The 24,024-nt window shown below is 65.9% G+C and carries 20 protein-coding genes; 15 read left to right on the forward strand and 5 right to left on the reverse strand.

Annotated elements, in window-relative coordinates; all coding sequences use genetic code 11:
* The first annotated feature begins 217 nt into the window (after window positions 1-217).
* Window positions 218-2,380, forward strand: coding sequence for a septum formation family protein (locus tag ACWGQ2_RS06045; protein ID WP_452015276.1), 2,163 nt, complete (start codon window positions 218-220; stop codon window positions 2,378-2,380).
* A 74-nt stretch (window positions 2,381-2,454) separates the two neighbouring features.
* Here the strand turns inward: ACWGQ2_RS06045 and clpB are convergent, their stop codons facing one another.
* Both clpB and ACWGQ2_RS06055 read right to left on the reverse strand, forming a co-directional pair.
* Window positions 2,455-5,079, reverse strand: a complete 2,625-nt coding sequence (clpB, locus tag ACWGQ2_RS06050) for an ATP-dependent chaperone ClpB (RefSeq protein ID WP_452015278.1) — start codon at window positions 5,077-5,079, stop codon at window positions 2,455-2,457.
* Window positions 5,080-5,297: 218 nt separating this feature from the next.
* A complete protein-coding gene (locus ACWGQ2_RS06055) occupies window positions 5,298-5,900 on the reverse strand; it encodes an SRPBCC domain-containing protein (protein WP_452015280.1) in 603 nt (200 codons plus the stop codon).
* 324 nt (window positions 5,901-6,224) lie between these two features.
* Here ACWGQ2_RS06055 and betT point away from each other — a divergent pair, with 324 nt between their 5' ends.
* The 5 genes from betT (at window position 6,225) to ACWGQ2_RS06080 (ending at window position 15,340) form a co-directional block, all read left to right on the forward strand.
* Complete coding sequence (gene betT, locus ACWGQ2_RS06060; protein ID WP_325791555.1) at window positions 6,225-8,333, forward strand: choline BCCT transporter BetT; 2,109 nt, start codon at window positions 6,225-6,227, stop codon at window positions 8,331-8,333.
* Entirely contained in the window at window positions 8,330-9,820 is a 1,491-nt protein-coding gene (locus tag ACWGQ2_RS06065; RefSeq protein ID WP_452015282.1) for an aldehyde dehydrogenase family protein, read from the forward strand. The genes betT and ACWGQ2_RS06065 overlap by 4 nt, the downstream gene beginning before the upstream one ends.
* A gap of 5 nt (window positions 9,821-9,825) precedes the next feature.
* On the forward strand, window positions 9,826-11,433 hold the full coding sequence (locus ACWGQ2_RS06070) for a GMC family oxidoreductase (RefSeq protein ID WP_452015284.1): 1,608 nt from the start codon (window positions 9,826-9,828) through the stop codon (window positions 11,431-11,433).
* Between the two features lie 113 nt (window positions 11,434-11,546).
* Window positions 11,547-13,478 carry a penicillin-binding transpeptidase domain-containing protein gene (locus ACWGQ2_RS06075; RefSeq protein ID WP_452015286.1) on the forward strand — a complete coding sequence of 644 codons (1,932 nt, stop codon included), beginning with the start codon at window positions 11,547-11,549 and terminating at the stop codon, window positions 13,476-13,478.
* 68 nt (window positions 13,479-13,546) lie between these two features.
* Entirely contained in the window at window positions 13,547-15,340 is a 1,794-nt protein-coding gene (locus tag ACWGQ2_RS06080) for a hypothetical protein (protein WP_452015288.1), read from the forward strand.
* Here the strand turns inward: ACWGQ2_RS06080 and ACWGQ2_RS06085 are convergent.
* Window positions 15,337-15,780 (reverse strand): YccF domain-containing protein, encoded by a 444-nt coding sequence (locus ACWGQ2_RS06085; protein WP_452015290.1) that lies wholly within the window; start codon window positions 15,778-15,780, stop codon window positions 15,337-15,339. The genes ACWGQ2_RS06080 and ACWGQ2_RS06085 overlap by 4 nt on opposite strands.
* An 82-nt stretch (window positions 15,781-15,862) precedes the next feature.
* Between ACWGQ2_RS06085 and ACWGQ2_RS06090 the strand changes: the two genes are divergently transcribed.
* From ACWGQ2_RS06090 to ACWGQ2_RS06100, 3 genes are all read left to right on the forward strand, one after another.
* On the forward strand, window positions 15,863-16,333 hold the full coding sequence (locus tag ACWGQ2_RS06090) for a pyridoxamine 5'-phosphate oxidase family protein (RefSeq protein ID WP_452015292.1): 471 nt from the start codon (window positions 15,863-15,865) through the stop codon (window positions 16,331-16,333).
* 2 nt (window positions 16,334-16,335) lie between these two features.
* Window positions 16,336-16,905 carry a HutD/Ves family protein gene (locus ACWGQ2_RS06095; RefSeq protein WP_452015294.1) on the forward strand — a complete coding sequence of 190 codons (570 nt, stop codon included), beginning with the start codon at window positions 16,336-16,338 and terminating at the stop codon, window positions 16,903-16,905.
* A gap of 63 nt (window positions 16,906-16,968) precedes the next feature.
* Window positions 16,969-17,163, forward strand: coding sequence for a DNA-binding protein (locus ACWGQ2_RS06100; protein ID WP_452015296.1), 195 nt, complete (start codon window positions 16,969-16,971; stop codon window positions 17,161-17,163).
* Between the two features lie 53 nt (window positions 17,164-17,216).
* On the opposite strand, the gene ACWGQ2_RS06105 is transcribed toward ACWGQ2_RS06100, so the two are convergent.
* The gene (locus tag ACWGQ2_RS06105) at window positions 17,217-18,812 is read right to left on the reverse strand and encodes a DEAD/DEAH box helicase (protein WP_452015298.1); all 1,596 of its coding nucleotides are present in this window, start codon (window positions 18,810-18,812) and stop codon (window positions 17,217-17,219) included.
* 274 nt (window positions 18,813-19,086) lie between these two features.
* Here ACWGQ2_RS06105 and trmB point away from each other — a divergent pair, with 274 nt between their 5' ends.
* The 6 genes from trmB (at window position 19,087) to ACWGQ2_RS06135 (ending at window position 23,410) form a co-directional block, all read left to right on the forward strand.
* Complete coding sequence (gene trmB / locus ACWGQ2_RS06110) at window positions 19,087-19,941, forward strand: tRNA (guanosine(46)-N7)-methyltransferase TrmB (protein ID WP_452015300.1); 855 nt, start codon at window positions 19,087-19,089, stop codon at window positions 19,939-19,941.
* 84 nt (window positions 19,942-20,025) lie between these two features.
* Window positions 20,026-20,490 carry a GatB/YqeY domain-containing protein gene (locus ACWGQ2_RS06115; RefSeq protein ID WP_452015302.1) on the forward strand — a complete coding sequence of 155 codons (465 nt, stop codon included), beginning with the start codon at window positions 20,026-20,028 and terminating at the stop codon, window positions 20,488-20,490.
* A gap of 99 nt (window positions 20,491-20,589) precedes the next feature.
* Window positions 20,590-21,306, forward strand: a complete 717-nt coding sequence (locus ACWGQ2_RS06120) for a hypothetical protein (protein WP_452015304.1) — start codon at window positions 20,590-20,592, stop codon at window positions 21,304-21,306.
* The gene (locus ACWGQ2_RS06125; RefSeq protein ID WP_452015306.1) at window positions 21,299-21,595 is read left to right on the forward strand and encodes a transcriptional regulator; all 297 of its coding nucleotides are present in this window, start codon (window positions 21,299-21,301) and stop codon (window positions 21,593-21,595) included. The genes ACWGQ2_RS06120 and ACWGQ2_RS06125 overlap by 8 nt, the downstream gene beginning before the upstream one ends.
* Before the next feature lie 34 nt (window positions 21,596-21,629).
* Window positions 21,630-22,592, forward strand: a complete 963-nt coding sequence (locus ACWGQ2_RS06130; protein WP_452015308.1) for an ABC transporter ATP-binding protein — start codon at window positions 21,630-21,632, stop codon at window positions 22,590-22,592.
* Window positions 22,589-23,410 carry an ABC transporter permease gene (locus ACWGQ2_RS06135; RefSeq protein ID WP_452015310.1) on the forward strand — a complete coding sequence of 274 codons (822 nt, stop codon included), beginning with the start codon at window positions 22,589-22,591 and terminating at the stop codon, window positions 23,408-23,410. Before ACWGQ2_RS06130 ends, ACWGQ2_RS06135 begins: the two co-directional genes overlap by 4 nt.
* Before the next feature lie 22 nt (window positions 23,411-23,432).
* Here the strand turns inward: ACWGQ2_RS06135 and ACWGQ2_RS06140 are convergent, their stop codons facing one another.
* Entirely contained in the window at window positions 23,433-23,984 is a 552-nt protein-coding gene (locus tag ACWGQ2_RS06140) for a heat shock protein transcriptional repressor HspR (protein WP_452015312.1), read from the reverse strand.
* Between the last annotated feature and the right edge of the window lie 40 nt (window positions 23,985-24,024).

Genomic DNA, 24,024 nt, shown 5'->3' on the forward strand with positions numbered 1-24,024 from the left:
CCCCGGAATATTTGGTCAATTTGTCGTAACTACAGGTTACATGTTTTCCCGCTGGGTTGTGCCCCTCAGGACCCGCAGGCGCACTCAACTTCCTAGTTTAGTCCTTTCCCCCTCCCGGCGCGTACTGCGCCCCGACCTGCAAATTCGCTAAAGTCGGGGAGGAACAGATACCGCGGGACACCTTCGCGGCCATGGACAGGGAGGACCGGCGTTCACCATGAGCGATCAAAAGAGGACACCGCGGCAGGGACCGGCCCTGCCCGGGAAGTCCCATCGCCCCTCCCCCGCGAACGGGAGCACCGCTGCAGGCAGCGGCGTTTCCAAGGGATCCGGCTCCAAGCCACCGCCCCGCAAGACCGCACCCCCGGTCCGGAACAACCCCTCCACAAGGAGCATTCCAGTTATCAAGCCCCAGCAGCCTGCCTCCAACGGGCGCCCCGGCCCCGGCGACCCCGCTGACCGGACGTCCGGCCCGGCGAAGCCGCTTAAGCCGGCTAAACCCGGCAAACCCGGCAAGGCCGGCAGAACAAAGCCCGCCGGCGCCAAGCGCCCGGCGGCTGCAAAGCAGGGCACAGTTCCGAAGGGCCTGCTTGGTTCCAAGGGAGCAAAGCGCCCCGCAGTCCGTCCCGGCCCCGGAGCCAAGCAGAATTCCGGGCCGGCAGACGAGCCCACCTCAAGCCCGGCCAAACCGAACAAACCGAACAAACCGAACAGCCAGGCTGAGCGTAAAGACGATTCTGTCCAGAAGGACCCCGCGGGCAGCACCCCCGGTGGCGGTGCCGGTGCCGGTGTCCCGGCAGGTTCGCAGCTACCCGGCGGCAGCGGGGCCCCGCCCGCCGCAGCTGCCGACGCGGAACGCGGCACCGGCTCCGCGGAGCCTGCCCGGGGCTCAGTCCCAGATCTGTCCGCGCACACGGACTCCCCCGAGTGGCTTTCCGGTTCCCATGACGCGGACCTGTGGGAAGGCGCTTTCGACGCCGAGACGCAGGACGCAGCCCCGGCGGAGCCCAGCATTGTCCCGGCTGAAGACGTGCATCTGGAAGAGCCGTCCCTCGATACACCGTCCATCAGTTCGGATGCCGCAGAAGCCGCTTCCCTTCCCGAGACCGCTGCCGAAGTCCGCGCGGTTTCCGAGGAAGCCGTTGAAGCAGGCAAGCAGGCAGGAATTTCCGAGCCCGCGCCGGAAGGCACGGAAGTCGCAGTCGAGCCCGGCACCGGCCTCACCGACCTTGAGCCGGCCATTGAGAAGCCTGGTGAAGCAGCGGACGGCATGCCGGCAACGAAGGACAAGCCGTCCGGAGAGGGCAGGACTCCCGGCAAGCAGTCCGACGACGATGAACCCGGTGGACCTGGGAAGGACACCGCACCCGGGAAAGCAGCTGAACCCGAAACATTGCCGGACAGCCCGGCCGGGGCGCCGGCCGGGGAATCCGGCGACGGCAAACCCGAAGACGAGTCCGGTGAAGACAAGCCCGGCGCCAGCACATCCGCAGACAACACGTCCAGGGAGAAGCCGGGCGCAACTGCAGTGAGCGAACCGGCCGGGAAAGCAGCCGGAGACCAGGCAGCAGACAAGTCCGGCCCTGCCGGGGACCCGAAGGCATCGGCAGGCTCCGGTCCTGCGAAGGACCCGGAACCCGCCGGGGACAAGAAGTCGCCGAAGCCGGAGGTGGACTCCAAAGCGAAGACCGGACCTCCGTCGATCCGGACCTCGACCGTTCAGAGCGGCAGCACGGACATCGCTGCGCCCGTCACCGATTCCTTCGAATCACTGACGCTGACCAAGAAGGATCCCGTGGAAACGGGCCTCACCCACACGGTGAATCCGTCCGGTTCCAGCGCGGTCCCGGCTGATTCCCGCCGTGCACGGCGTACCCGTGAAGCGGAGGAAGCTGCGGCCCGCGGCAAGGGCCCCGGCAAGACGACGCGTGCCCTGGTGCTGCTGGGTTCCATCCTTATTGTGGTGCTGCTGGGCATCTGGCTCGCCACAATCATCGCGGACAGCAACCGCGAAGAAGGCGTGCTTGAAGATTCGGTAGCTCCGGTGGACCTGGAAGCAGGCGCCTGCCTGCAGGACTTCCAGAGCGTGAACTCCGAGGTGACTGTGGTGACCTGCGAAACGCCGCACAATGCGCAGCTGGTGGCCAGCCAGTCCTACGCGGACTCCGACACCTTCCCGGGCACCGACGCCCTGGCTGCTAAGGCCGAAGAGGTCTGCTCCTCCGTGATCTACACCGATGCTGCTTCGAAATACACGGATCTGGAACTGAACCGGGCAGTTCCCACGCAGAGTTCGTGGGACGCCGGTGACCGGCGTGTTGACTGCTTTGTGGTGGCACCCGGTGAGGACCTGACTGAGTCCCTGATCGTCCAGCCGTAAGTCCACGGCGAAAAGGGAGGCCCGCTAAAAAGCGGGCCTCCCTTTTTTGCTGTCTTGGCTCTCCGGTGGAGAACCTAGCCGACGGGCGCTGCTGTCTGGACACTCAGCCCCGGCTCTGCCAGCTCGTCGCCCATGACCTCCTGGCGGTCCACCAGCACGGTGTCTCCGTCCGAAATCCGTCCGGCCAGGATGCCCTTGGCCAGCTTGTCGCCGATCTCGCGCTGCACCAGGCGGCGCAGCGGGCGGGCGCCGTACGCCGGATCGTAGCCGGTCAGGGCCAGCCATTCCCGTGCGGCGTCAGTGACGTCCAGGGTCAGACGGCGGTCCCGCAGCCGTGCGGCCAGCGCCTTGACCTGCAGGTCCACGATCTCGGAGAGTTCTTCGAGGTTCAGCGGATCGAAGAGGATGACGTCGTCAAGGCGGTTCAGGAACTCCGGTTTGAAGTTCGCGTTGACCATGGACATCACCGATTCTCGCTTCTGTTCCTCCGTCAGCCCGGGATCGACGAGGAACTGGGAGCCGAGGTTGGAGGTCAGGATCAGGATCACGTTGCGGAAGTCCACGGTGCGGCCCTGCCCGTCGGTGAGCCGTCCGTCGTCGAGCACCTGGAGCAGGATGTCAAAGACGTCCGGGTGGGCCTTTTCGACTTCATCAAGAAGGATCACGGAATACGGACGCCGCCGAACGGCTTCCGTAAGCTGGCCGCCCTCCTCGTAGCCGACGTACCCCGGAGGGGCACCAACCAGGCGGGAAACCGTGTGCTTCTCCGCGTACTCACTCATGTCCAGCCGGACCATGGCCCGCTCATCGTCGAAGATGAACTCTGCGAGCGCCTTGGCCAGCTCGGTCTTTCCGACGCCGGTGGGACCCAGGAAGAGGAAAGATCCGGTGGGCCGGTCCGGATCGGCAACCCCGGCACGGGACCGGCGAACGGCGTCCGAGACGGCCTGCACAGCCTTGGTCTGGCCGATCAGCCGCGACCCGATGACGGATTCCATGTCCAGCAGTTTCTGGGATTCACCCTGCAGCATGCGGCCGGCCGGAATGCCTGTCCAGGATGAAACCACCTCGGCGATGTCGTCTGCCGTAACTTCCTCCGAGACCATCAGCTCCCGGGCGCCGTCGCCGTACTTGTCCTCCTCAGCTTCCTGCGCGGCGTCGAGCTCCTTCTGCATCGCAGGGATTTCGCCGTAGAGGATGCGGGAGGCTTCGGTCAGGTCCCCGTCACGCTGGGCCTTCTCGGCAAGGGAACGCAGTTCGTCGATGCGTGCCTTGATGTCGCCCACCCGGTTCAGGCCGGCCTTCTCCGCCTCCCAGCGGGCGTTGAGGGCAGCGAGCTGTTCCTTCTTGTTCGCCATGTCCTCGCGCAGGACTTCCAGGCGTTCCAGCGAAGCTTCATCCGTTTCGCCGCTGATGGCCAGCTCCTCCATGGTGAGGCGGTCGACGGCGCGGCGCAGCTCGTCGATTTCCTCCGGTGCGGAGTCAATCTCCATGCGCAGCCGGGACGCTGCCTCATCCACCAGGTCGATCGCCTTGTCGGGGAGCTGGCGGCCCGTGATGTAGCGGTTGGAAAGGGTGGCTGCGGCAACCAGGGCGGAGTCGGCGATCGCCACCTTGTGGTGTGCCTCGTAGCGTTCCTTCAGGCCGCGCAGGATCCCGATGGTGTCCGGGACGCTGGGTTCGCCGACGAACACCTGCTGGAAGCGGCGCTCAAGCGCGGCGTCCTTTTCGATGTTCTCCCGGTATTCGTTCAGGGTCGTGGCGCCGATGAGCCGCAGTTCACCGCGGGCCAGCATGGGCTTGAGCATGTTTCCGGCATCCATGGACCCCTCGGCCGCGCCGGCGCCGACCACAGTGTGGAGTTCATCAATGAACGTGACGATCTGGCCCTCGGAGTTCGAGATCTCTTCCAGGACAGCTTTGAACCGTTCCTCGAATTCGCCGCGGTACTTTGCCCCGGCCACCATGGACCCCAGGTCCAGAGAGAGCAGGGTCTTGCCGCTGAGGCTTTCCGGGACGTCACCGGCAACAATGCGCTGGGCCAGGCCCTCAACCACTGCGGTCTTGCCGACACCCGGTTCACCGATTAGGACCGGATTGTTCTTGGTACGCCGGCTGAGGACCTGGATGACTCGGCGGATCTCCGAGTCGCGTCCGATCACCGGGTCAAGCTTGCCGGCACGTGCCATCTCGGTGAGGTCGGTGCTGAACTTCTCCAGCGCCTGGAGGGTATTCTCCGGATCGGCATTGGTCACTTTGCGGTCTCCTCGCACACTAGGAAGGGCACTGGCCAGGACGTCGTGGCCTGCATTGTTATCCCGCAGGGCCTTGCCGGCGGGACCGTTGTCCACCGAAAGCGCCAGCAGCAGGTGCTCCGTGGAAACGTAGGCGTCCCCCAGCTGCGCGGCCTCCTGCTGCGCAGTATTGATCACCTGCAGCAGCGGCCGGGAAAACTGCGGCTGCTGGACGGAGGAACCGGAACTGGAGGGAAGGTCGTGGATGGCGTTGCTGGCGGCAACGCTGACGGCGTCGGGATTCGCGCCGGCCGCTTTCAGCAGCGCGACCGCCACGCCCTGGCGCTGGTCCATGAGCGCTTTAAGCAGGTGCGCCGGTTCGATCTGGGGATTGCCGGCGGTGGTTGCGTTCATGGCCGCAGCCTGCAGCGCTTCCTGGCTCTTGTTCGTGAACTTGGTCTCCACGGCGGGCTCCTTTTCAGGCTCAGGTAAACCGTTCAAGCTCCCGGCGGACTGGCCAGCACCTGCAGGAACAGGACACGCAACCCAGAAGGTTCCCAGCTCCGGCTGGAGCCCACTGAGCCTGCTCGCTTCATCCGACCGTACTCAACTAACTTGAGTGTACTTCACTCAACCTTGCCTGTAAAGTTTTCCACAGGCATCAACCCGTCGCTGACCTGCGCTTATTCTGGGCCAGGCAACGGCGCATGCTGCCGCTCAAATTCATCCCAGACACGCTCCCATTCCGTGTTGCGCGCCCGGTACAGCTCCTGCTCCGCTTCCTCCATCTGACTCCAGCTCACAACATTGGGCCCTGTCTCCCTGCCGTGAACATGCGCGTCCAGGCGGTCCAGGAAAAACTCCCAGCCTGGGCCGGCTGCCCAAGCGGTGGCTTCGGGATCTATGACCGCGAACCTCTTGCGGACGGAGGCATAAAGCAGCTCCACCCGGGTTGAGCCATCCACATCTGTCAGGTGGATCTCGAGCTCTCCCGGATTGCCGTGCGGCGGAAGCCAGGTGACTGTGAGCATGCGGGGAGGATCGCAGCGCAGGATCGTCCCGGTGGAGAAGCCGTCGATTTCATAATCACCGCCGCGCCGCAGTTCACCCCTCGGCTCCGCGAAGTAAACAGCCAGCCGGGCGGGGTCGGAGAGTGCATTCCAGACTTCCCCGATCGGCTGGTGCAGGTCCCGGCCGATTACCAGCATCCGTGCATGTCCGGCCTGGATTTGGCGAAGGCCAAAAGTCCGCTCTGTCTCGGATAGCAACACGTCCAACTCGGACATTCCCGCTCCTTCAGCTTGCCGTCATCACGGTCCCAAAGGAGGCTTCCGGATCGATCCAGCGGTCCGGCCGGAGGTCCCCCGGAACCGGTAAGTGTGAGGTGCACCACGTATTCCGCACCTCTTTGGAGGTTAGCAGGACAGTACCCGGACAGGACAGGCCCGGCAGCATGGTTGCCGTGATCCGGAGCAGTGACGACGGCTGGGGACCCAGGCCGGCGAGTTTGACCCGTGTCACACAAATCCGCGCCAAACAAGGGCACTTGCTAGGGTAAAAGTCACGACTAAGGGACCTTACTTTTTATTCGCACAGCCTTGAAGGACGTCATGACCAAGACTGCAGAATCCGAAGCGCCGCCCGCGGCCGTGGAGAAAACCCGGACAAACAAGGTGGTTTTTACCGGCTCGGCCGTGGGAATCACGGCGATTGCGCTGTGGGCCATGATCTCCACCGAATCCGCCGAGGAAGTCATCGGAACCATGGTTGGCTGGGTCTCCACCAACATGGGCTGGTACTACTTCCTGGTGGTGACCATGGTGGTGGTTTTCGTCCTGGTCCTGGCACTCTCGGGGATCGGCAAGACCAAGCTCGGACCCGACCACTCCAAGCCGCAGTTCGGCCTGTTTACCTGGGGTGCCATGCTCTTCGCGGCGGGCATCGGAATCGACCTGATGTTCTTCTCGGTCTCCGAACCGGTCACCCAGTACCTTGCCCCTCCGACCGGTGACGGCTCTACCGCAGAAGCCGCACGCCAGGCACTGGTGTGGACTCTCTTCCATTACGGCATCACCGGCTGGGCACTCTACGCACTGATGGGCCTGGCCCTGGGCTACTTTGCCTACCGGCACAACCTGCCGCTAAGCATCCGCTCCGCGCTCTATCCCATCTTCGGGAAGAAGATCGACGGCCCGCTGGGGCACGGCGTGGACATCGCTGCCCTGCTGGGCACCATCTTCGGCATCGCCACCTCACTGGGCATCGGCGTCGTGCAGCTGAACTACGGCCTGAGCTTTATGTTCGGCCTCCCTGAAAACCTCACCGTGCAGATCGCACTGATCGCCCTCTCCGTGATCATGGCTATCGTCTCCGTGGTCTCCGGCGTTGAAAAGGGTATCCGCCGCCTCTCCGAACTCAACGTCATCCTGGCTCTGGGCCTGATGGTCTTTATCCTCATTGCCGGCAAGACGAGCTTCCTGCTGGACGGGATCGTGCAGAACATCGGCGACGTGCTTAGCCGCTTCCCCGGGATGACCCTGGACACCATGGCCTACGACCGGCCGGATGAATGGCTCTCCGGCTGGACCCTGTTCTTCTGGGCCTGGTGGATCGCCTGGGCACCGTTCGTCGGACTGTTCCTGGCCCGCATCTCCCGCGGCCGCACCATCCGCCAGTTCGTGCTCGGCGTCATGATCGTGCCCTTCGCGTTCATCCTGCTGTGGATCTCCATCTTCGGCAACAGCGCCCTGGATCTGGTCATGGGAGGCAACGCAGCGTTCGGCGAGGTGGCCATGAACCAGCCGGAGCGGGCCTTCTACGGACTGCTGGAGCAGTTCCCCTGGCTGCCCGCCACCGCAGCCATCGCCACCTTCACCGGCCTGCTGTTCTACGTGACCTCCGCAGACTCCGGCGCCCTGGTGATGGCCAACTTCACCTCGCACCTCAAGGACGCCGATTCTGACGCACCGAAGTGGATGCGCGTTTTCTGGGCTGTCATTACCGGCCTGCTCACCCTCGCCATGCTGATGGTGGGCGGCGTGACCACCCTGCAGAACGCCACCATCATCATGGGCCTGCCGCTGTCCATCCTGCTGCTGTTCATCATGCTCGGGGTCTACAAGGCACTAAGAGTGGAGAACTCCCTTGCCGCCAGCTTCCGCGCCTCCCTGCCGAGCATGATCGCCGGCCGCAGCCCGGATCCCCGCGGCGGACGCACCTGGCGCCAGCGCCTGACCCGCGCCATGTCCTATCCCGGACGCCGGCAGGCAGCACGTTTCGTGGAAACCGTGGCCTGCCCGGCGCTGGCCGAGGTGCATGACGAGCTCGAGGCCAAGGGCGCCGAAGTCTCGCTCTCCCAGTCGGAGGCCGGCAGCGGCATCCTGTCCGCTGACCTGACCGTTGGCCTGGGCGATGAACGCCCGTTCAAGTACCAGGTCTATCCCGTGGAGTACGAGACCCCGTCCTACGCCCTGCGCAGCGCGTCCGCCGAGACGAAGTACTTCCGCATGGAGGTGTTCTCGCTGGAGGGCAGCCACGGCTACGACGTCATGGGCTACACCAAGGACCAGCTGATCACCGATGTCCTGGACCACTACGAGCGCCACCTTGAATTCCTGCACCTCAACCGGGAGATGCCCGGAAACACCGCAATCACCGAAGACCCGGTTGTGAAAGACAACTGGGACGCCGACTTTGTCGGCGGGGAGGAGAAACGATGAGTACACCGGCAACACTTTTCATCGACGGGGCGTGGGTTCCCGCATCCGACGGCGGCACCCGCGAAATCCGCAACCCTGCCGACGGCGAGCTGGTCACCGTGGTTTCCGAGGCCACCTCACAGGACACCCAGAAGGCCATCGCCTCGGCCCGGTCAGCGTTTGACCGCGGCGAGTGGGCGGCTGTCCCGGCTCCGGAGCGCGGCGACTTCCTGCTCCGGGTCGCAGCCGAGCTGAAGGCCCGCAAGGCCGAGTTCGCCCGCGCCGAGACCCTGGATACCGGTAAGCGGCTGTCCGAGAGCGAAATCGACATGGACGACATCGCTGCCTGCTTCACCTACTTTGGAAAGATCGCCGGCCAGAACGCCGGCCGGATCGTGGACGCCGGGAACCCCGACGTCGTCTCCCGGATTGAGTACGAGCCGGTTGGCGTGTGCGGGCTGATCGCACCCTGGAACTACCCGCTGCTGCAGGCTGCCTGGAAGATCGCCCCCGCCCTGGCGGCCGGCTGCACCTTTGTGCTCAAGCCCTCGGAGCTGACGCCGTCCACGTCCATCCTGATGATGAAGGTCCTGGCGGACCTGGGCCTGCCCCGCGGCACGGCCAACCTGGTGCTCGGTGCCGGTGCGGTGGCCGGCGCGCCGCTGGCCGAATCGCCCGACGTCGACTTGGTTTCCTTCACCGGCGGCGTCGCCACGGGCAAGACCATCGCGGCCGCGGCAGCAGGCACGGTCAAAAAGGTCGCCCTGGAGCTGGGCGGCAAGAACCCCAACGTGATCTTCGCCGACGCCGACTTCGACGCCGCCCTGGACAACGCCCTGAACGCAGCCTTCGTCCACTCCGGCCAGGTCTGCTCCGCAGGCGCCCGCCTGATCGTCGAAGAGCCAATCGCTGAACGCTTCGTCGCCGAGCTGGTCCGCCGCGCCGAACAGATCCGCATGGGCGGCCCGTTCGATGAAAACGCCGAGACCGGACCGCTGATCTCCGCCGCCCACCGGGACAAGGTGACGGACTACGTGAAGAATGCCGTGGCGGAAGGCGCCCGGGTACGCTGCGGCGGCACCTGGGGCACCGGTGAGCTGGAAAAAGGCTTCTACTACGCGCCCACTGTCCTGGACAACATCCAGCGCGGCAGCTCCGCGCTTCTGGAAGAGGCCTTCGGCCCGGTAGTCACCGTGGAGACCTTCAACGGTGAAGACGAGGCCGTTGCCCTGGCCAATGACACCGCCTACGGCCTGGCGGGAGCCGTCTGGTCCGCCGACGCCGGCAAGACGCAGCGCGTGGCCCGCAGGCTGCGCCACGGCACCGTCTGGATCAACGACTTCCACCCCTACCTGCCGCAGGCCGAATGGGGCGGCTTCGGGATCTCCGGCGTCGGCCGGGAACTCGGCCCCACCGGACTGGGCGAATACCAGGAAGCCAAGCACATTTACCAGAACATCAACCCCCAGGTGACCGGCTGGTTCACCGACCACGGAAAGGTCAACTAAGTTCCATGACTGATCTGCACAAGAGCGAGTTCGACTACATCGTCATTGGCGGCGGCTCCGCCGGGGCGGCCGCCGCGTCCCGGCTCAGCGAGGACCCGTCCGTTGAGGTAGCACTGGTGGAGGCCGGCCCGGATGACCGCGGGCTGGAAGAGATCCTGCAGCTTGACCGCTGGATGGAGCTGCTTGAATCCGGCTACGACTGGGACTACCAGATCGAGCCCCAGGAGAACGGCAACTCCTTTATGCGCCAGGCCCGCGCCAAGGTGATGGGCGGATGCTCCAGCCATAACTCCTGCATTGCCTTCTGGGCACCGCGGGAAGACATTGACGAATGGGAAACCCGCTTCGGCGCCGAGGGCTGGAACTCGGAAATGGCGTTCCGCCTCTATAAGCAGCTGGAAAAGAACGAGGACGCCGGTCCGGATGCCCCGCACCATGGGGACAGCGGGCCGGTGCACCTGATGAACATCCCGCCGAGCGACCCCTGCGGCGTGGCGCTGCTGGATGCCTGCGAGCAGGCAGGAATCCCGCGGGTGAAGTTCAATACCGGTGAAACCGTGATCAACGGGGCCAACTTCTTCCAGATCAACCGGCGGGCGGACGGCACCCGCTCCTCCTCGTCCGTCTCCTACATCCACCCGATCATGGACCGGCCCAACTTCACCCTGCTGACCGACCTGCGGGCCCGGGAACTGAAGTTCGGCGAGAACAACCGCTGCACCGGCGTCGACGTGGTGGACGGGCAGTTCGCCCGCACCCACACCCTCACGGCACGCACCGAGGTGATCCTCTCCGCCGGGGCGATCGACTCCCCCAAGCTGCTGATGCTCTCCGGCATTGGCCCGGCAGACCACCTGGCGGAGCACGGCATTAACGTCCGGGTGGACTCCCCCGGTGTGGGCGAGAACCTGCAGGACCACCCGGAGGGTGTCATCCAGTGGGAAGCGAAGAAGCCGATGCCCGAAACCTCCACGCAGTGGTGGGAAATCGGCATCTTCACCCAGACGGAAGAGGGCCTTGACCGCCCAGACCTGATGTTCCACTACGGTTCGGTCCCGTTCGACATGCATACCCTCCGCCAGGGTTACCCCACCACGGAGAACGGGTTCTGCCTGACCCCGAATGTCACCCACGCCCGCTCCCGCGGCACCGTGCGGCTGCGCAGCCGGGACTTCCGCGATAAGCCCATGGTTGACCCGCGCTACTTCACGGATCCGCATGACATGCGCGTGATGGTCTACGGCATTAAGAAGGCCCGCGAGATCGTTGCATCCCCGGCTATGGCCGAGTGGGCAGGCCGCGAGCTGTACCCGGGACCGGACGTGCAGACGGACGAGGAAATCACCGAGTACATCAGGAAGACGCACAACACGGTTTACCACCCGGCCGGCACGGTCCGGATGGGAGCGCCCGACGACGCCATGTCACCGCTGGATCCGCAGCTGCGGGTCAAGGGCGTCACCGGGCTGCGCGTGGCGGACGCCTCGGTCATGCCCGAGCTCACCACAGTGAACCCGAACATCACCACCATGATGATCGGTGAGCGTTGCGCTGAGCTGGTGCGGCAGGACCGCGCCGGCACCGGCGCCGCTGCCCAGGCCGCAGTGGTGTAGCTCCGGGGTCCACGGCTAACGGACAAACTGACGGAAGCGGACACGGGTGCCGGCCGGCACCCGTGTCCGCTTCTTCTACCGGCTTTTTCGTTCCGCCCCGGTACCCTGAGCGGATGGGGAAACACCGCTGGCTCGCGTCCGTTCTGTCCGTTGCCGTCCTGGGGCTCTCGCTGAGCGCGTGCTCTGCTGACGGCCCGGCACCCGATGAGGCGGCGCAAACCCTCGCGGACGGACTGGCTGAACTGGATGTCTCGGGAAGTGTGTTCCTGGACGCCACCGCGGAAGAAGCCAACGCCCTCCTCACGGACTGGACCTCTGGCATGGCCCCGCTGAAACCGTCCGTCAGCGTCGCATCCGTGGAGGAAACCGGCGATGGTGAGGCAGTGGCTACGCTGAACTATGTCTGGGACGTCAACGCCTCGGACAACGATTACACCTACGACACCACGGTGGCACTCCAGCGCGGCGAGGACGAGGAGTGGCAGGTCCGCCTCACTTCGGAAACGGTTCATCCGGATTTGGCTCCGGAGGACTCCCTGCTGCTCGAAACCGGACCCCGCCAGCGCGGAGATATCCTCGGCACCGGCGGCCAGGTGCTGGTTACGGAGCGGCCCGTCTGGCGGGTAGGAATCGACAAGACCCGCATAGCGGAGGAACAGCTCGAGGCCTCCGCCACGGCCCTGGCCGAATTCCTGGAACTGGATCCGGCTCCGTTCGCCGAGCAGGTCAAGTCCGCCGGCCCGGAGGCATTCGTTGAAGCGATCACTCTGCGGCAGGATGCAGTGAGTCCGCCGAATGTTTTCCAGGCGGAGGTCGCGGAGATTCCCGGCGCAGCTGCGCTGGCCTCTACCCTCTCCCTGGCCCCCACCCGCACTTTCGCCCGGGCTCTGCTCGGCTCCGCCGGGGAAGCGACGGCAGAACTGATCGAAGAGTCCGATGGCAGGCTCTCTCCCGGTGACGTCACCGGGCTGTCCGGACTGCAGCGGGAATATGACGAAGTGCTGCGCGGCGCAGATTTCGTAAGTGTCCGGACCGTCACGGCCGACGGCACCAGCTCGGCGGTGCTCTTCGAGGAACCCGGCGAACAGGGTGAGCTGCGCACCACCCTGGATGCCGGAATGCAGGAGCTCGCGGAGTCCGTGCTGGAAGACGAACCTTCGGCTTCGGCACTGGTGGCGATCCAGCCTTCCACCGGCCACGTGCTGGCCGTGGCCAACGGTCCCGGCAGCCAGGGACAGCAGACCGCGCTGCTGGGGCAGTACGCCCCCGGGTCCACCTTCAAGCTCGCCACCACCCTGGCCATGCTCCGCGCCGGCGCCACGGCGCAAAGCACGGTTTCCTGCCCGGCAGAACTGAACGTCGATGGGCGGAATTTCAACAACGCCAGCACCTACCCCGCTCAGTTCCTGGGCGAGATTCCGCTGATCCAGGCCTTCGCCCAGTCCTGCAATACCGCCTTCATCAACGCCCGCGGTGAGATCTCCCAGTCGGCCCTCGCCGAGGCGGCCCGGAGCCTGGGCATTGGAGTGGAATCGCCGATCGGCACCGGGGCGTACTTCGGGTCCGTGCCGGACACCGCGGAGGGCACCGCCCATGCCGCCTCGATGATCGGGCAGGGCCAGGTGCTGGTCTCTCCCTTCGCGCTGGCCGTTGCCGCTGCTTCCATCGGAAACGGAAGCCTCGTTTCCCCCGTGCTGGTCGAGCAGGCAGAAGGTGAGGCAGCGCCGTCGTCAGCCTCTCCGTCCGCTGCGGAAGGCACACCCCTGACGGCGGACGAAGCCGCGGCGCTGCGGGAAATGATGCGCGCGGTAGTGACCGACGGCGGTGTGCAGCTGCTGGGATCGGTTCCGGGCGAACCCGTGCTCGCCAAGACCGGAACAGCGGAGTTCGGTTCAGACGTTCCGCCGCGCACCCACGCCTGGGTGACGGCACTTCAGGGCGACCTGGCCGTCGCGCTGTTCATCGAGGAAGGCGAACTCGGATCCACATCCGGCGGACCGGTGATGAAGGCGTTCCTGGACTCTCTGGCCGGAAGCGCCCAATAAGCCCTGCCGGTGCCTCACTTCGAGGGCTTCGTGTCCCCTTTTCCCCGGCGCGCAGCTAGCCTTCCCGCATGGGGAAGAACCGCCTATCCGCTGCCATCCTTGCCTTCTCATTCCTGGGCCTCCAGCTGGCCGGATGCTCTGCTGAAGAGCGTCCCGGGCCGGAGGAATCCGTCGCCTCGCTGGCGGACGGCCTCTCCAGGCTGGATGTCACCGGAAACGAGTTTGCCGGTTCAACGGTTGAGGCGGTCAACGGCATGCTGGAGTACGAGGTCTCCGGCATGAAGATCAAACCCTCCGTCACGGTCACCAAAATCGAGGAAGTCTCCGCCAATGAGGCCGTCGCCACCCTGAAGTACGTGTGGGACGTCAACGCGTCGCCGGAGGACTACAGCTACGAGACCACGGTGACCCTGGAACGAGGTCCGGACACCGGCTGGCAAACCCGCTTCCGCTCCACCACGGTGCACCCGGACCTGCTTCCGGGAGAGCGTCTGGTACGCAAAGCGACGCCGCCGCCGCGGGCCGATATTCTCGGTGCCGGCGGCTCCGTCCTGGTCCGCCACTGGCCGGTTTGGCGCGTGGGCCTGGATAAGTCGGTACTGCGCGGACATGAGTATGCCGTCTCGGCGTTTTACCTTGCCCAGTATCTGGGCCTGGATACGGATGCGTACACCGCCGAGGTGCAGGCTGCCGGAGCCGACGCGTTTGTGGAAGCCGTTACGGTGCGCCAGGACAAAGTTATTCCGGCCTTCGAATCTGACATCGCCACCGTTCCCGGCGCTGCAGCGCTGTCCGAGAGGCGGGTGCTAGGACCAAGCCCCGGCTTCGCGGCAGACCTGCTGGGGACGGTAGGACCGGCAAGTGAGGAGCTCGCCGCCGGCAGCTCCATGGCTCCCGGAGATCTGGCCGGCCAGTCCGGGCTGCAGCGCGAATACGATTCGCAGCTCCGGGGCTCTGACGCCGTAACGGTTCGTGTCATGAGCCCGGACAATTCTCCTTCGCCGCCGCTCTTTGAAGCTCCGTCGGAACCAGGCGTTGCTCTGGAGACCACCCTTGACCTGCGGGTCCAGTCCCAGGCGGATGCCCTGCTGGCTGACACACCCGGCGCTTCCCTGGTTGCCGTCCAGCCCTCCACCGGCAATGTCCTGGCCGTAGCCAATTCCCCCGGCGGCAAAGGAAGCCAACCAGCACTGCTGGGCGAATACTCCCTGGGCAGCTCATTCCAGCCGGTTACCGAGCTGGCCCGGCTGCGGTCCGGTGAGGCCGGGGAGGGAACGGAAGACGACGGCGTTCCAGCCAGCCTGGCCTCCGCTGCCCAAAGCCTGGGTCTGGGGGTTTCCGCCGGCTTGGGAACCCAGGCATACTACGGCGGAGTGCCGGACGGTTCCGATGATGCCGAGGCGGCTGCGTCCGTGGATGAACCGGGCACTGTGCTCGCCTCACCTTTTGCCGCGGCAGCCGCCGCGGCGTCGGTGGCCAGGGGCGAGCGGGTCTCTCCCGTGCTGGTCCTCAATCCGGCTGCGAAGCAGGATTCCGGGAACGGGGAAACAGAGTCAGCGGAGCCGCCGCCGGATGGGGAGGACGCCCCGGCGCTGACCGCAGATGAGGCCGATGAACTGCGGTCCGCACTGCGTGCCAACGTTGCCGGGGAACGCGCGGATGAGCGCCTTCAGGTGCTGGAGTCCGTATCCGGCAAACCTGTCCTGGCCGCAGCAGGCACCGCCGGAACCGGCGGAGAAAAGCCGGACCACGCCTGGGTGGCCGCGATCCAGGGCGACCTCGCCGTAGCCGTCTTCCTGCCGGGAAGCACAGCGGACCCGGCCGCCGTGGCGGCAGCGTTCCTCGAGGGCCTGGCAGGCTAGCGGTAGTTCGGGCCGGGATACGTTCCGTACGGGGCGTTCCGGCTGTACGGCACCAGGCCGGGGCCCGACGTCGGCACGATCCGCTTTCCCAGCGGCGTCAGCGAAATAGGGATCATCTTCAGGTTCGCGATCCCCAGCGGGATGCCGATGATGCTCAGGAACATAGGGATGGCTGTGGCGATGTGCCCAAAGGCAATCCAGATGCCGGCAACGATCACCCAGATGACGTTCCCCAGAGTGGCCAGCACCCCCGTCCCGCGCCCGTTGTCCACCACGGTGCGGCCGAAGGGCCACAGCGCGTAGGAGGCGATCCGGAAGGATGCGATGCCGAACGGAATAGTCACGATCAGCACACAGCAGACAATCCCGGCCACAACGTAGCCAAGAGCCAGCCAGATGCCGCCGAACAGTAGCCAGATGATGTTCAGGATTGCCTTCATGAGCCCATTGTTCTCCATTTGGCCTGCGGAGTCACGGCTGGCTGCTTACCGGCCTGGCTGTGGTTATGCCTAGACTGGGGACATGCCGCCAACCAATGATGCAGGGCTCCCCGTCGAACTCGGATCCAGCGACTGCTGGGACTACATCCGCCAGGCCTCCGTGGGGCGGCTGGCCGTGGTGGTCGACAGCCATCCGGAGATCTTCCCCATTAACTTTGCCGTGGACCACGGTTCAGTTGTGTTCCGAACGGCCGAGGGCACCAAGCTCTCCGCTGCGCTCCACGATTCCGCAGTGGCATTTGAAGTCGACGGCTATGACGACCGGCTCGGCTATGCCTGGAGCGTCGTTGTGAAGGGCACGGCTTCCCAGCTCGAGTCGATCAAGGATGTCCTGGACTCCGCCGAACTGGAACTCTTCCCCTGGCAGACCGGGGAAAAGAACCACTTCATCCGGATCGTCCCCTCGCAGACAACCGGCAGGCGCTTCCTGATCAGCAACGCCGCACGCCGTCATGTGCTTGAAGCGCGCCGCCGCCAGGCCCTCATCGAATAGTCATGAGCACTCCCCTGGTGCGGTTCGCATCCCTTCCCTCCCGGCCCTGGGGCTCGAATTCAGGCCGTTCCAAGGACCTGGCTGCCGGACCGGCAGGCCCTTCGGGCAGCCCCGGCTGGCGTCTGTCCGCCGCGACCATCGAAAAGTCCGGTCCCTTCACGTCCTTCGAGGGCACTGACCGGATCACCGTCCCGGTAGAGGGCGAACTGCTGCTCCTGAACGTGGACGGCACCGAGCACGCCATGGAGCGCCTCCGCCCGCTGCGCTACCCCGGCGACGTCCCGGTGCAGGCGTCCCTGCCCACCGGTGAGGTAACAGTGCTGAACACCTTCGTGGACCGGGAAAGCTACGGAGCTGCCGTCATGGTGGTGGAACTGTCCAAGAAGAACCCGCCGTCCCTCGGCCCGGACCAGTTCCTGGTACTGCTCCACGGCTCTGCCAAGGCAGTACTCGAGGGCGGAAAGCGCACCGAAGACCTTGACCTCCTGGACACCGTGGCCGGCGGAGACGACCGGCCGCAGGTGCTGGGCCGCGGATTTGCCGCCGTCGTGAGCTTCTATCCCCTGGACTAAGCAAACGGGGGAACCGAAGCCGGAGGGGCTGTGCCGCGGGCCTACGGGTGCCTAGCATCTAGCATGAGCACTTCACTGAATGAGCTGCCCCGGATCGGGGCGCCGGCTTCCCGCGGACTTGGAGCGGCAGGTTTCACCACGCTCCGCCAGCTTGCCGGTGTGCCCCGCGAGGACCTGGCCCGGCTGCACGGGGTGGGCCCAAAGGCCCTGGACATGATCGATGCCGCACTAAAGGAGCACGGACTCAGCCTGCGTTAACCGCGAAGGCCCTGCACCCGAAGCGGGTACAGGGCCTTTGCTATGCGTTGCGGCTAGCGGCCGCGGCGTTCATTTGAAGCCGGTGCCGTTGCGCGGCGGGGACCGGCGGCGCGTGCCGGCCGGCCGCTGCCTGCCGGAGCGGCAGAACGGGTTCCGCCGGCGCGGTGAGTTCCGGTTGCTGCCACGTCGCCGGCGCGCTGGCCGGTAGCGGGACGGCGGTTGCGGCCCTGCGACGTGGCTGCGGCAGCCGATCCGCGGCGGCCCTCGGGGCTGCGCTGGGCGCGGGGCGCGTCAGCCGAAGCAGTGCGCTCGGCCGAGACGCGTCCGCGGCCGCCTGCACCGCCGCGTCCGCCGGCCCGGGTTCCGGCACCGGAACGGGCTGCGCGCTTGCGCTGGGCGTTGGCGCCGGTGGAGCGTCCTGCCCCCTGCTGCGGGGACTTCGCTGCCAGCTGGGCTGCACGAACGTGCGGCTCCACCACGGCTGCGCGCTCACCGATGAGCTTGGCAATGGACGGGGAGTTGTGCGAGACCTTCTCGATCGAAACGTCGACGCCGGCAGCCTTCATCAGCTTGGACACCTCGCCCTTCTGCTCGGGCAGGGTCACCGTAACAACGGTTCCGTCCGAACCGGCACGCGCGGTGCGGCCGGAGCGGTGCAGATATGCCTTATGCTCCGTGGGCGGATCGATGTGGACAACCAGCTCGACGTCGTTCACGTGGACACCGCGGGCGGCGACGTCGGTGGCGACCAGGACGCGGACGTCGCCGGAGGCGAACTCGGCCAGGTTCCGGTCACGGGCGTTCTGCGAGAGGTTGCCGTGCAGGTCAACCGTGGGGATGCCGCTGTCCGTGAGGAACTTGGCCATCTTGCGGGCGTGGTGCTTGGTGCGCATGAACATGATGCGGCGGCCCTGGCCGGAAGCCAGTTCCTTGACCAGCAGCTTCTTCGCCGTCTGGTCCTGGACCAGCAGCACGTGGTGCTCCATGGTGGTGACCGCGGCCTGCGGATCATCCACGGAGTGGGTCAGCGGGTTGGACAGGTAACGGCGGACGAGCTTGTCCACGCCGTTGTCCAGGGTGGCGGAGAAGAGCATGCGCTGGCCCTTTTCCGGGGTGCGGTCCAGCAGGCGCTGCACCACCGGGAGGAACCCGAGGTCGGCCATGTGGTCAGCCTCGTCCAGCACGGTGATTTCAACTGACTCCAGGCTGATGACCTTCTGCTTCATCAGGTCCTCGAGGCGTCCCGGGCAGGCGATGACAATGTCGACGCCGGCGCCGAGTGCCTTTTCCTGCCGCTGCTGGGAAACGCCGCCGTAGATCACGGTGGTGTTCAGGCCCAGCTCGGCAGCGAGCGGCTCAATCACGTTGTTGATCTGCGTGGCCAGCTCACGGGTCGGTGCCAGCACCAGGCCCAGCGGGCGGTTCGGCCGGCGGCGGTAGGCTGCTTCAGCTTCAGCCAGCCGGGTGACCAGCGGGAGGGAGAAGGCGAGGGTCTTGCCGGAGCCGGTGCGTCCGCGGCCCAGGACATCCCGGCCCTTGAGGGTGTCCGGAAGGGTTTCCACCTGGATGGGGAACGGCTCAGCGATTCCCTGGGCGGAGAGGTTGGAGACAAGTGCCTTGGGTACGCCAAGGGCAGCAAAAGTGGTCATGAAAAGACAGGCAACTTTCGGTAAGTGGCCCCCTGTGCCATCTGGCGCAGAGGGTTCGCCGAAGAAAAGTCAGACAGTGTCCACCGGCCCGTAACTAACGGGCGGGACAAAAGAAAGCGTTCATCGACGCAGGTTGCGCTGCTTACACACGCGGCTTTTAGGCGCGGCAGTCGCAACAACTTGCCCCAGTTTACCGGATCAGCGCCAGTTACCTAATTACGGGTGCTTAGTGCGGACACAGTGGTGTGCCCGCACACGGTTAGCATTAACAGTGATGACTACTGACCCAGCCCTGCCCGTTTCCGATGCCGCCGACGGGTCCGAGAGCCCGGATTCCGTGCATTTCCGGGCCCCGGTGTCCTTTGTCCGCAGGGGTTCGCGCCTGCAGGGACGCCGCCAGCAGGCCTGGGATGAGCTCTCGGATGTCTTCGTCATCGACGTTCCGCGTGTGCATTCCGACACGTCCGTGGACCCGGACTACGTGTTCGACGCCGAAGCCGCCTTTGGCCGCAAGGCTCCCCTCGTCGTCGAAATCGGTTCCGGACTGGGCGAAGCCATTACCCATGCAGCGGAGCAGAACCCGGAGAAGAATTTCCTGGCCGTGGAGGTGTACCTGCCCGGCCTGGCGCAGACCCTGCAGCGCATCGGCCAGAAGAACCTGACCAATGTGCGCGTGGTGCAGGCCAACGCCCCGGAGGTTTTGACCACCATGCTTCCCGCCGGCTCCGTAGACGAACTGTGGGTCTTTTTCCCCGACCCGTGGCACAAGACCCGCCACCACAAGCGCCGCATGGTGAAGGACACCTTCGCCGAACTGGCTGCCCGGGCACTGGTGCCCGGCGGGCTTTGGCGGCTGGCCACCGACTGGTCCGACTACGCCGTTCAGATGCGCGAAGTCCTGGATGCTTCCCCCCACTTCGAAAGCCTGCACCCCGGTGAGCGATCCGGCGCCCACAGCCCGCTGACGCAGGTCCGCGCACAGGGGCTGGAAGGCAAGGAACCCAGCGACGGCCCGGACACCCGCGGCGGCTGGGCCCCGCGCTTCGAGGGCCGGATCCTCACCAGCTTCGAGAACAAGGCACACCAGGCCGGACGGCTTATCTTCGACCTGACGTACCGCCGCATCTAGTCCACGGCAACGGCTTGACCCCACCCCCGAAGGCAGCCGGCTGATTGCCGGGCCGTCCCGGGGACTAACGCGAAGGAACAGAAGATGATGACCCTCAAGGAAAAGCTCCAGGCCGATGTGACCGCCCATATGAAGGCAGGACGGAAGCTGGAACTGACAACAGTCCGCAATGTCCTGGGCGAAATCGGCACCCGCGAGAAGTCCGGGAAGACTCCCGTCGAGCTGACCGATCAGGAGGTCATTTCGCTGCTGCAGAAGGAAGCAGCCAAGCGCCGTGACACCGCCCGTATCTACACCGAGGCCGGGCAGCAGGACCGCGCTGACGCGGAAATCGCCGAGGCCGAGGTGATCGAGGCATACCTTCCCGAGGCGCTGAGTGAAGAAGACGTCACCGAGATTGTGGACGCCGTCATCGCCGAGCTCAGAGCCAGTGGAACCGAGCTCAGCATGCGTTCAATGGGCCAGGTCATGAAGCCGGTCACCGCCAAGGTCGCCGGACGCTTCGACGGCAAGGCCGTCAGCGACATCGTCCGCTCCCGGCTCGCCTAGCCGCCCGCCGGGGAGCCTCGCCTGCCCGGTCCAGAAATGAAACGCCCCGCCCGCACTTACCTCTTGTGCCAACGTGGTTTGTAGTGCAAACTACTTTGCATGAGTAGAAACGAAGCAGACCAGCGCCCCGCGGGCGCGACGGAGCAGCCACCGGCACCGGGCCGGCTGGACCCTTCAGCCACAGGGGAACTGCCGCTGGACCTGCACGCCGCGCTGCGGGTGGTCCAGGATGCAGAACGTTCCGCCCGCCGGACCCTCGGCGGAAACACGGCACTGGTCTACCTGATCTGGGGCATCACCTGGCTCATCGGCTACGGCTCGCTGTGGGGCACGCAGCAGGGCCGGCTTCCGCTGGAACGGGCAGCAGCCCTGACGATCCTCGGCATCGCCCTGGCAGCAGCCACACTCACCACCATCGTCCTCTTCGCCCGCAGCAGCCGCGGCGTCCGCGGGCAGTCCGCTTTCCAGGGCGGCATGTACGGGATCGCCTGGGCACTGGGTTTTACCGTCATGGGCGCGCTGAGTGCTGTGATCGGCCGGGCAGTGGATGACTTCTGGCTGCGCGGCCTGCTCATCAATTCCATCGCTGTCCTGATCGTCGGCCTGCTCTATATCACCGGCGGAAGCGCCTTCAATGACAAGGCACAGTCCTACCTGGGCATCTGGCTGCTGCTGGTCACCATTGCCGCCCTGGTCTCCGGTCCCGACTGGTTCCTGGCGGTGTTCCTCTTCCTGGGAGCCACCGGGCTGCTGGCAGGTGCCGCCGTCGAGTACCTGCGCACGCGCCGGCAGCGGGACGGCTCTGCACATGCCTGAGCTCGACCCGGTAATCCACGCCGAATCCCGGCTGCGGGCCCTCACCACGCTGAACGAAGTCGGTGAGAACAACCAGATCGCCTTCACCAAGCTGCAGAAGATGCTGGAGATGACTGCCGGCAACCTCTCCACCCATCTGCGGAAACTCGAAACCGCCGGCTACATAGAGGTCACCAAAACGATCGAAGGCCGAACCCCCGCAACCTATGTGGGCATCACTCCCGAGGGAAGAGCCGCCTACGCCCGCTACCGCAAGAATCTCTCCGATCTGCTCTCCGGCCTGGCCTAACGGCCGTCACCCCGATGCGTCAGGAGCCCGCGTTATGACAGTCCCTTCCCCTCCCCGCCGGGAAATCCTGGCCGGCGCCTACGGGGTCCGTAAAAGCTACGGGTCCCTCACCGCTCTGGACGGAGTCGACTTCGCCGTCACCGCGGGCGAGACCGTGGGCCTGCTGGGACCCAACGGGGCCGGCAAATCAACGCTGCTGAACCTGCTCAGCGGACTCCGCCAGCCTGATTCCGGCCGCGTAGAACTCTTTGGCCGTGATCCGCGGAACCCGCACGCCCGCCAGCTGCTGGGCACCACACCGCAGGCGACGTCGGTGCCTGCCACCCTCTGGGTTCGGGAAACCGTGGACTTCGTCGGCTCCCACTATGCGGACCCCATACCCACGGCTGAACTGCTGGACGGGTTCGGGCTGGGGTCTGCGGCCGGCAAGCAGTGCGGCGGGCTTTCCGGCGGGCAGCAACGCCGGCTGCTGGTGGCCCTGGCCCTGGTGGGACGCCCCCGCCTGGTCATCCTGGATGAACCCACCACCGGGCTGGACGTCGAAGCGCGGGAAAACCTGTGGGAACGGCTGGCCGACTACCGTGCCGGCGGCGGAACCCTGCTCATCACCAGCCACTATCTTGACGAAATCCAGACGCTGGCCAGCCGTGTGGTGGTCATCAACGGCGGGTCAGTGGTCGCGGACGGACAGGTGGATGAGATCCGCAGCCGGGTCAGCGTCAGCCGGGTCTCCTTCCACACCGCGCTTCCGGCGCCCTTCTTCGAAGCGCTGCCGGAAACGGTGTCTGTGACCCTGTCCCCCTCCGGCGCCACCACCGTCCTTACACACGACGCCGATGCCACGGTCCGCACGCTGGTCCGGCAGGAAGTGGATTTCCGCGGGCTCGAAGTCCACGCCGCGAGTCTGGAAGAAGCGTTCATTTCCCTCACCCACTCCGCCTCCGGCGCGGAACCGCTGCCGGACGGCAGCCCCATGGACAGGAAGGCATCACGATGAGCAGCACCGCAGCGCTTCCCAGCAGCACCCCGGCTCCGGCGAACAAGCCGCTCTTCACCCTGATCCGGATCCATACCCGGGCCCAGGTTCTGGAACAGCTGCGGATTCCGGTGGCAGTGCTGTCCTCCACCGTCTTCCCCACCCTGGCGCTGGTCTTTTTTGTGCTGCCGCAAACCGCGGTGACCTCCGACCCCCAGGCCTCGCTGATGGCCATTGCGCAGCTGGCGGTCTTTGGGGTGATGAGCGCGTTCCTGTTCAACTACGGAATCGGCGTGGCGGAGGAGCGGGCCAATCCGTGGAGCAGCTACGTGCGCACACTGCCTGCCGGTGCTTTTCCTGCGACGGTGGCACGCGCGGTGACCGCCATGATGTTCGCGTTCTTCGCACTGATCCCGGTCCTCATAGTCGGTGCCACCACCACGGCAGGGCTGCAGCTGTACACGGACGGAACCCTGTCCTGGTGGCGGATACCGGCGTCGGTTGTGGTGTGGCTGCTGTGCGGGCTGCCGTTCCTGTTCCTGGGACTGCTCATTGGGTACCTGTGCACGTCCAAGGTGGCGATCGCGGTGACGCAGGTGGTCTTCTTTCCGCTGGCCTTCGCGGGCGGGATGATGCTGCCCCCGGCTATTTTCTCTCCCGGGCTGAACACTTTTTCGCTTCTCCTGCCGTCCCGGGCAGCCCGGGACATTTCAGTATCGGCACTCTCCGGTGAGAACCTGGCTGCGACGTCGGTGTTCTGCTTCCTGGCGTGGACCGTCCTGCTCTGCGCGGGAGCGTTGTGGGCCAACCGGAGGGACCAGGGCCGCCGTTTCCGTTAGGCCGAAAACCCGGCACTGCGTGCTAGTTGGCGCGGAAGAACTCGCCGCGGTCCGCGGTGTAGCCAAGTTCGGTCTCTACCGCGGCGCCTTTTCCGGCGGGCAGTGCCATGACGCGGCGGCTGCGGGCCACCAAGGCGGCCAGACCGGTGCGTGCAGGCACCTTCGAGGCAGGGGGCCGCTGGCCGCGGGACAGCGTAACCACGTCTCCGGCCAGGCCCGCAGCAAAAACGCGTCCCATATCTGAACTGCGCTGCTGGATCTGGTCCAGCTCGGCAGAGAGCTGGTCCACCCGTTCACGCAGTCCGCTCACCTGCTGCTGGAGGTGCATGATGCGCTTGATGCCTTCCAGGGAGACGCCCTCCTGGGAGAGGCGCTGGACCTCCCGCAGCATCTCGATGTCCCGCTGGGAGTACCGGCGGGACCGGCCGGGAGCCCGGCTGGGGCTCACTATGCCCAACCGGTCGTACTGCCGCAGGGTCTGCGGATGCATGTCGGCAAGCTCTGCGGCAACCGAGATCACGAAGATCGGCGCATTGACGTCTATGCCCACTGCCCTCTCCTTCGTTCCTTGCATGTTGTCGTTATAGTAGCCGGGCGCCGGACGGGCACGGCCG

This window comes from Arthrobacter sp. NPDC055585, from assembly GCF_053619115.1.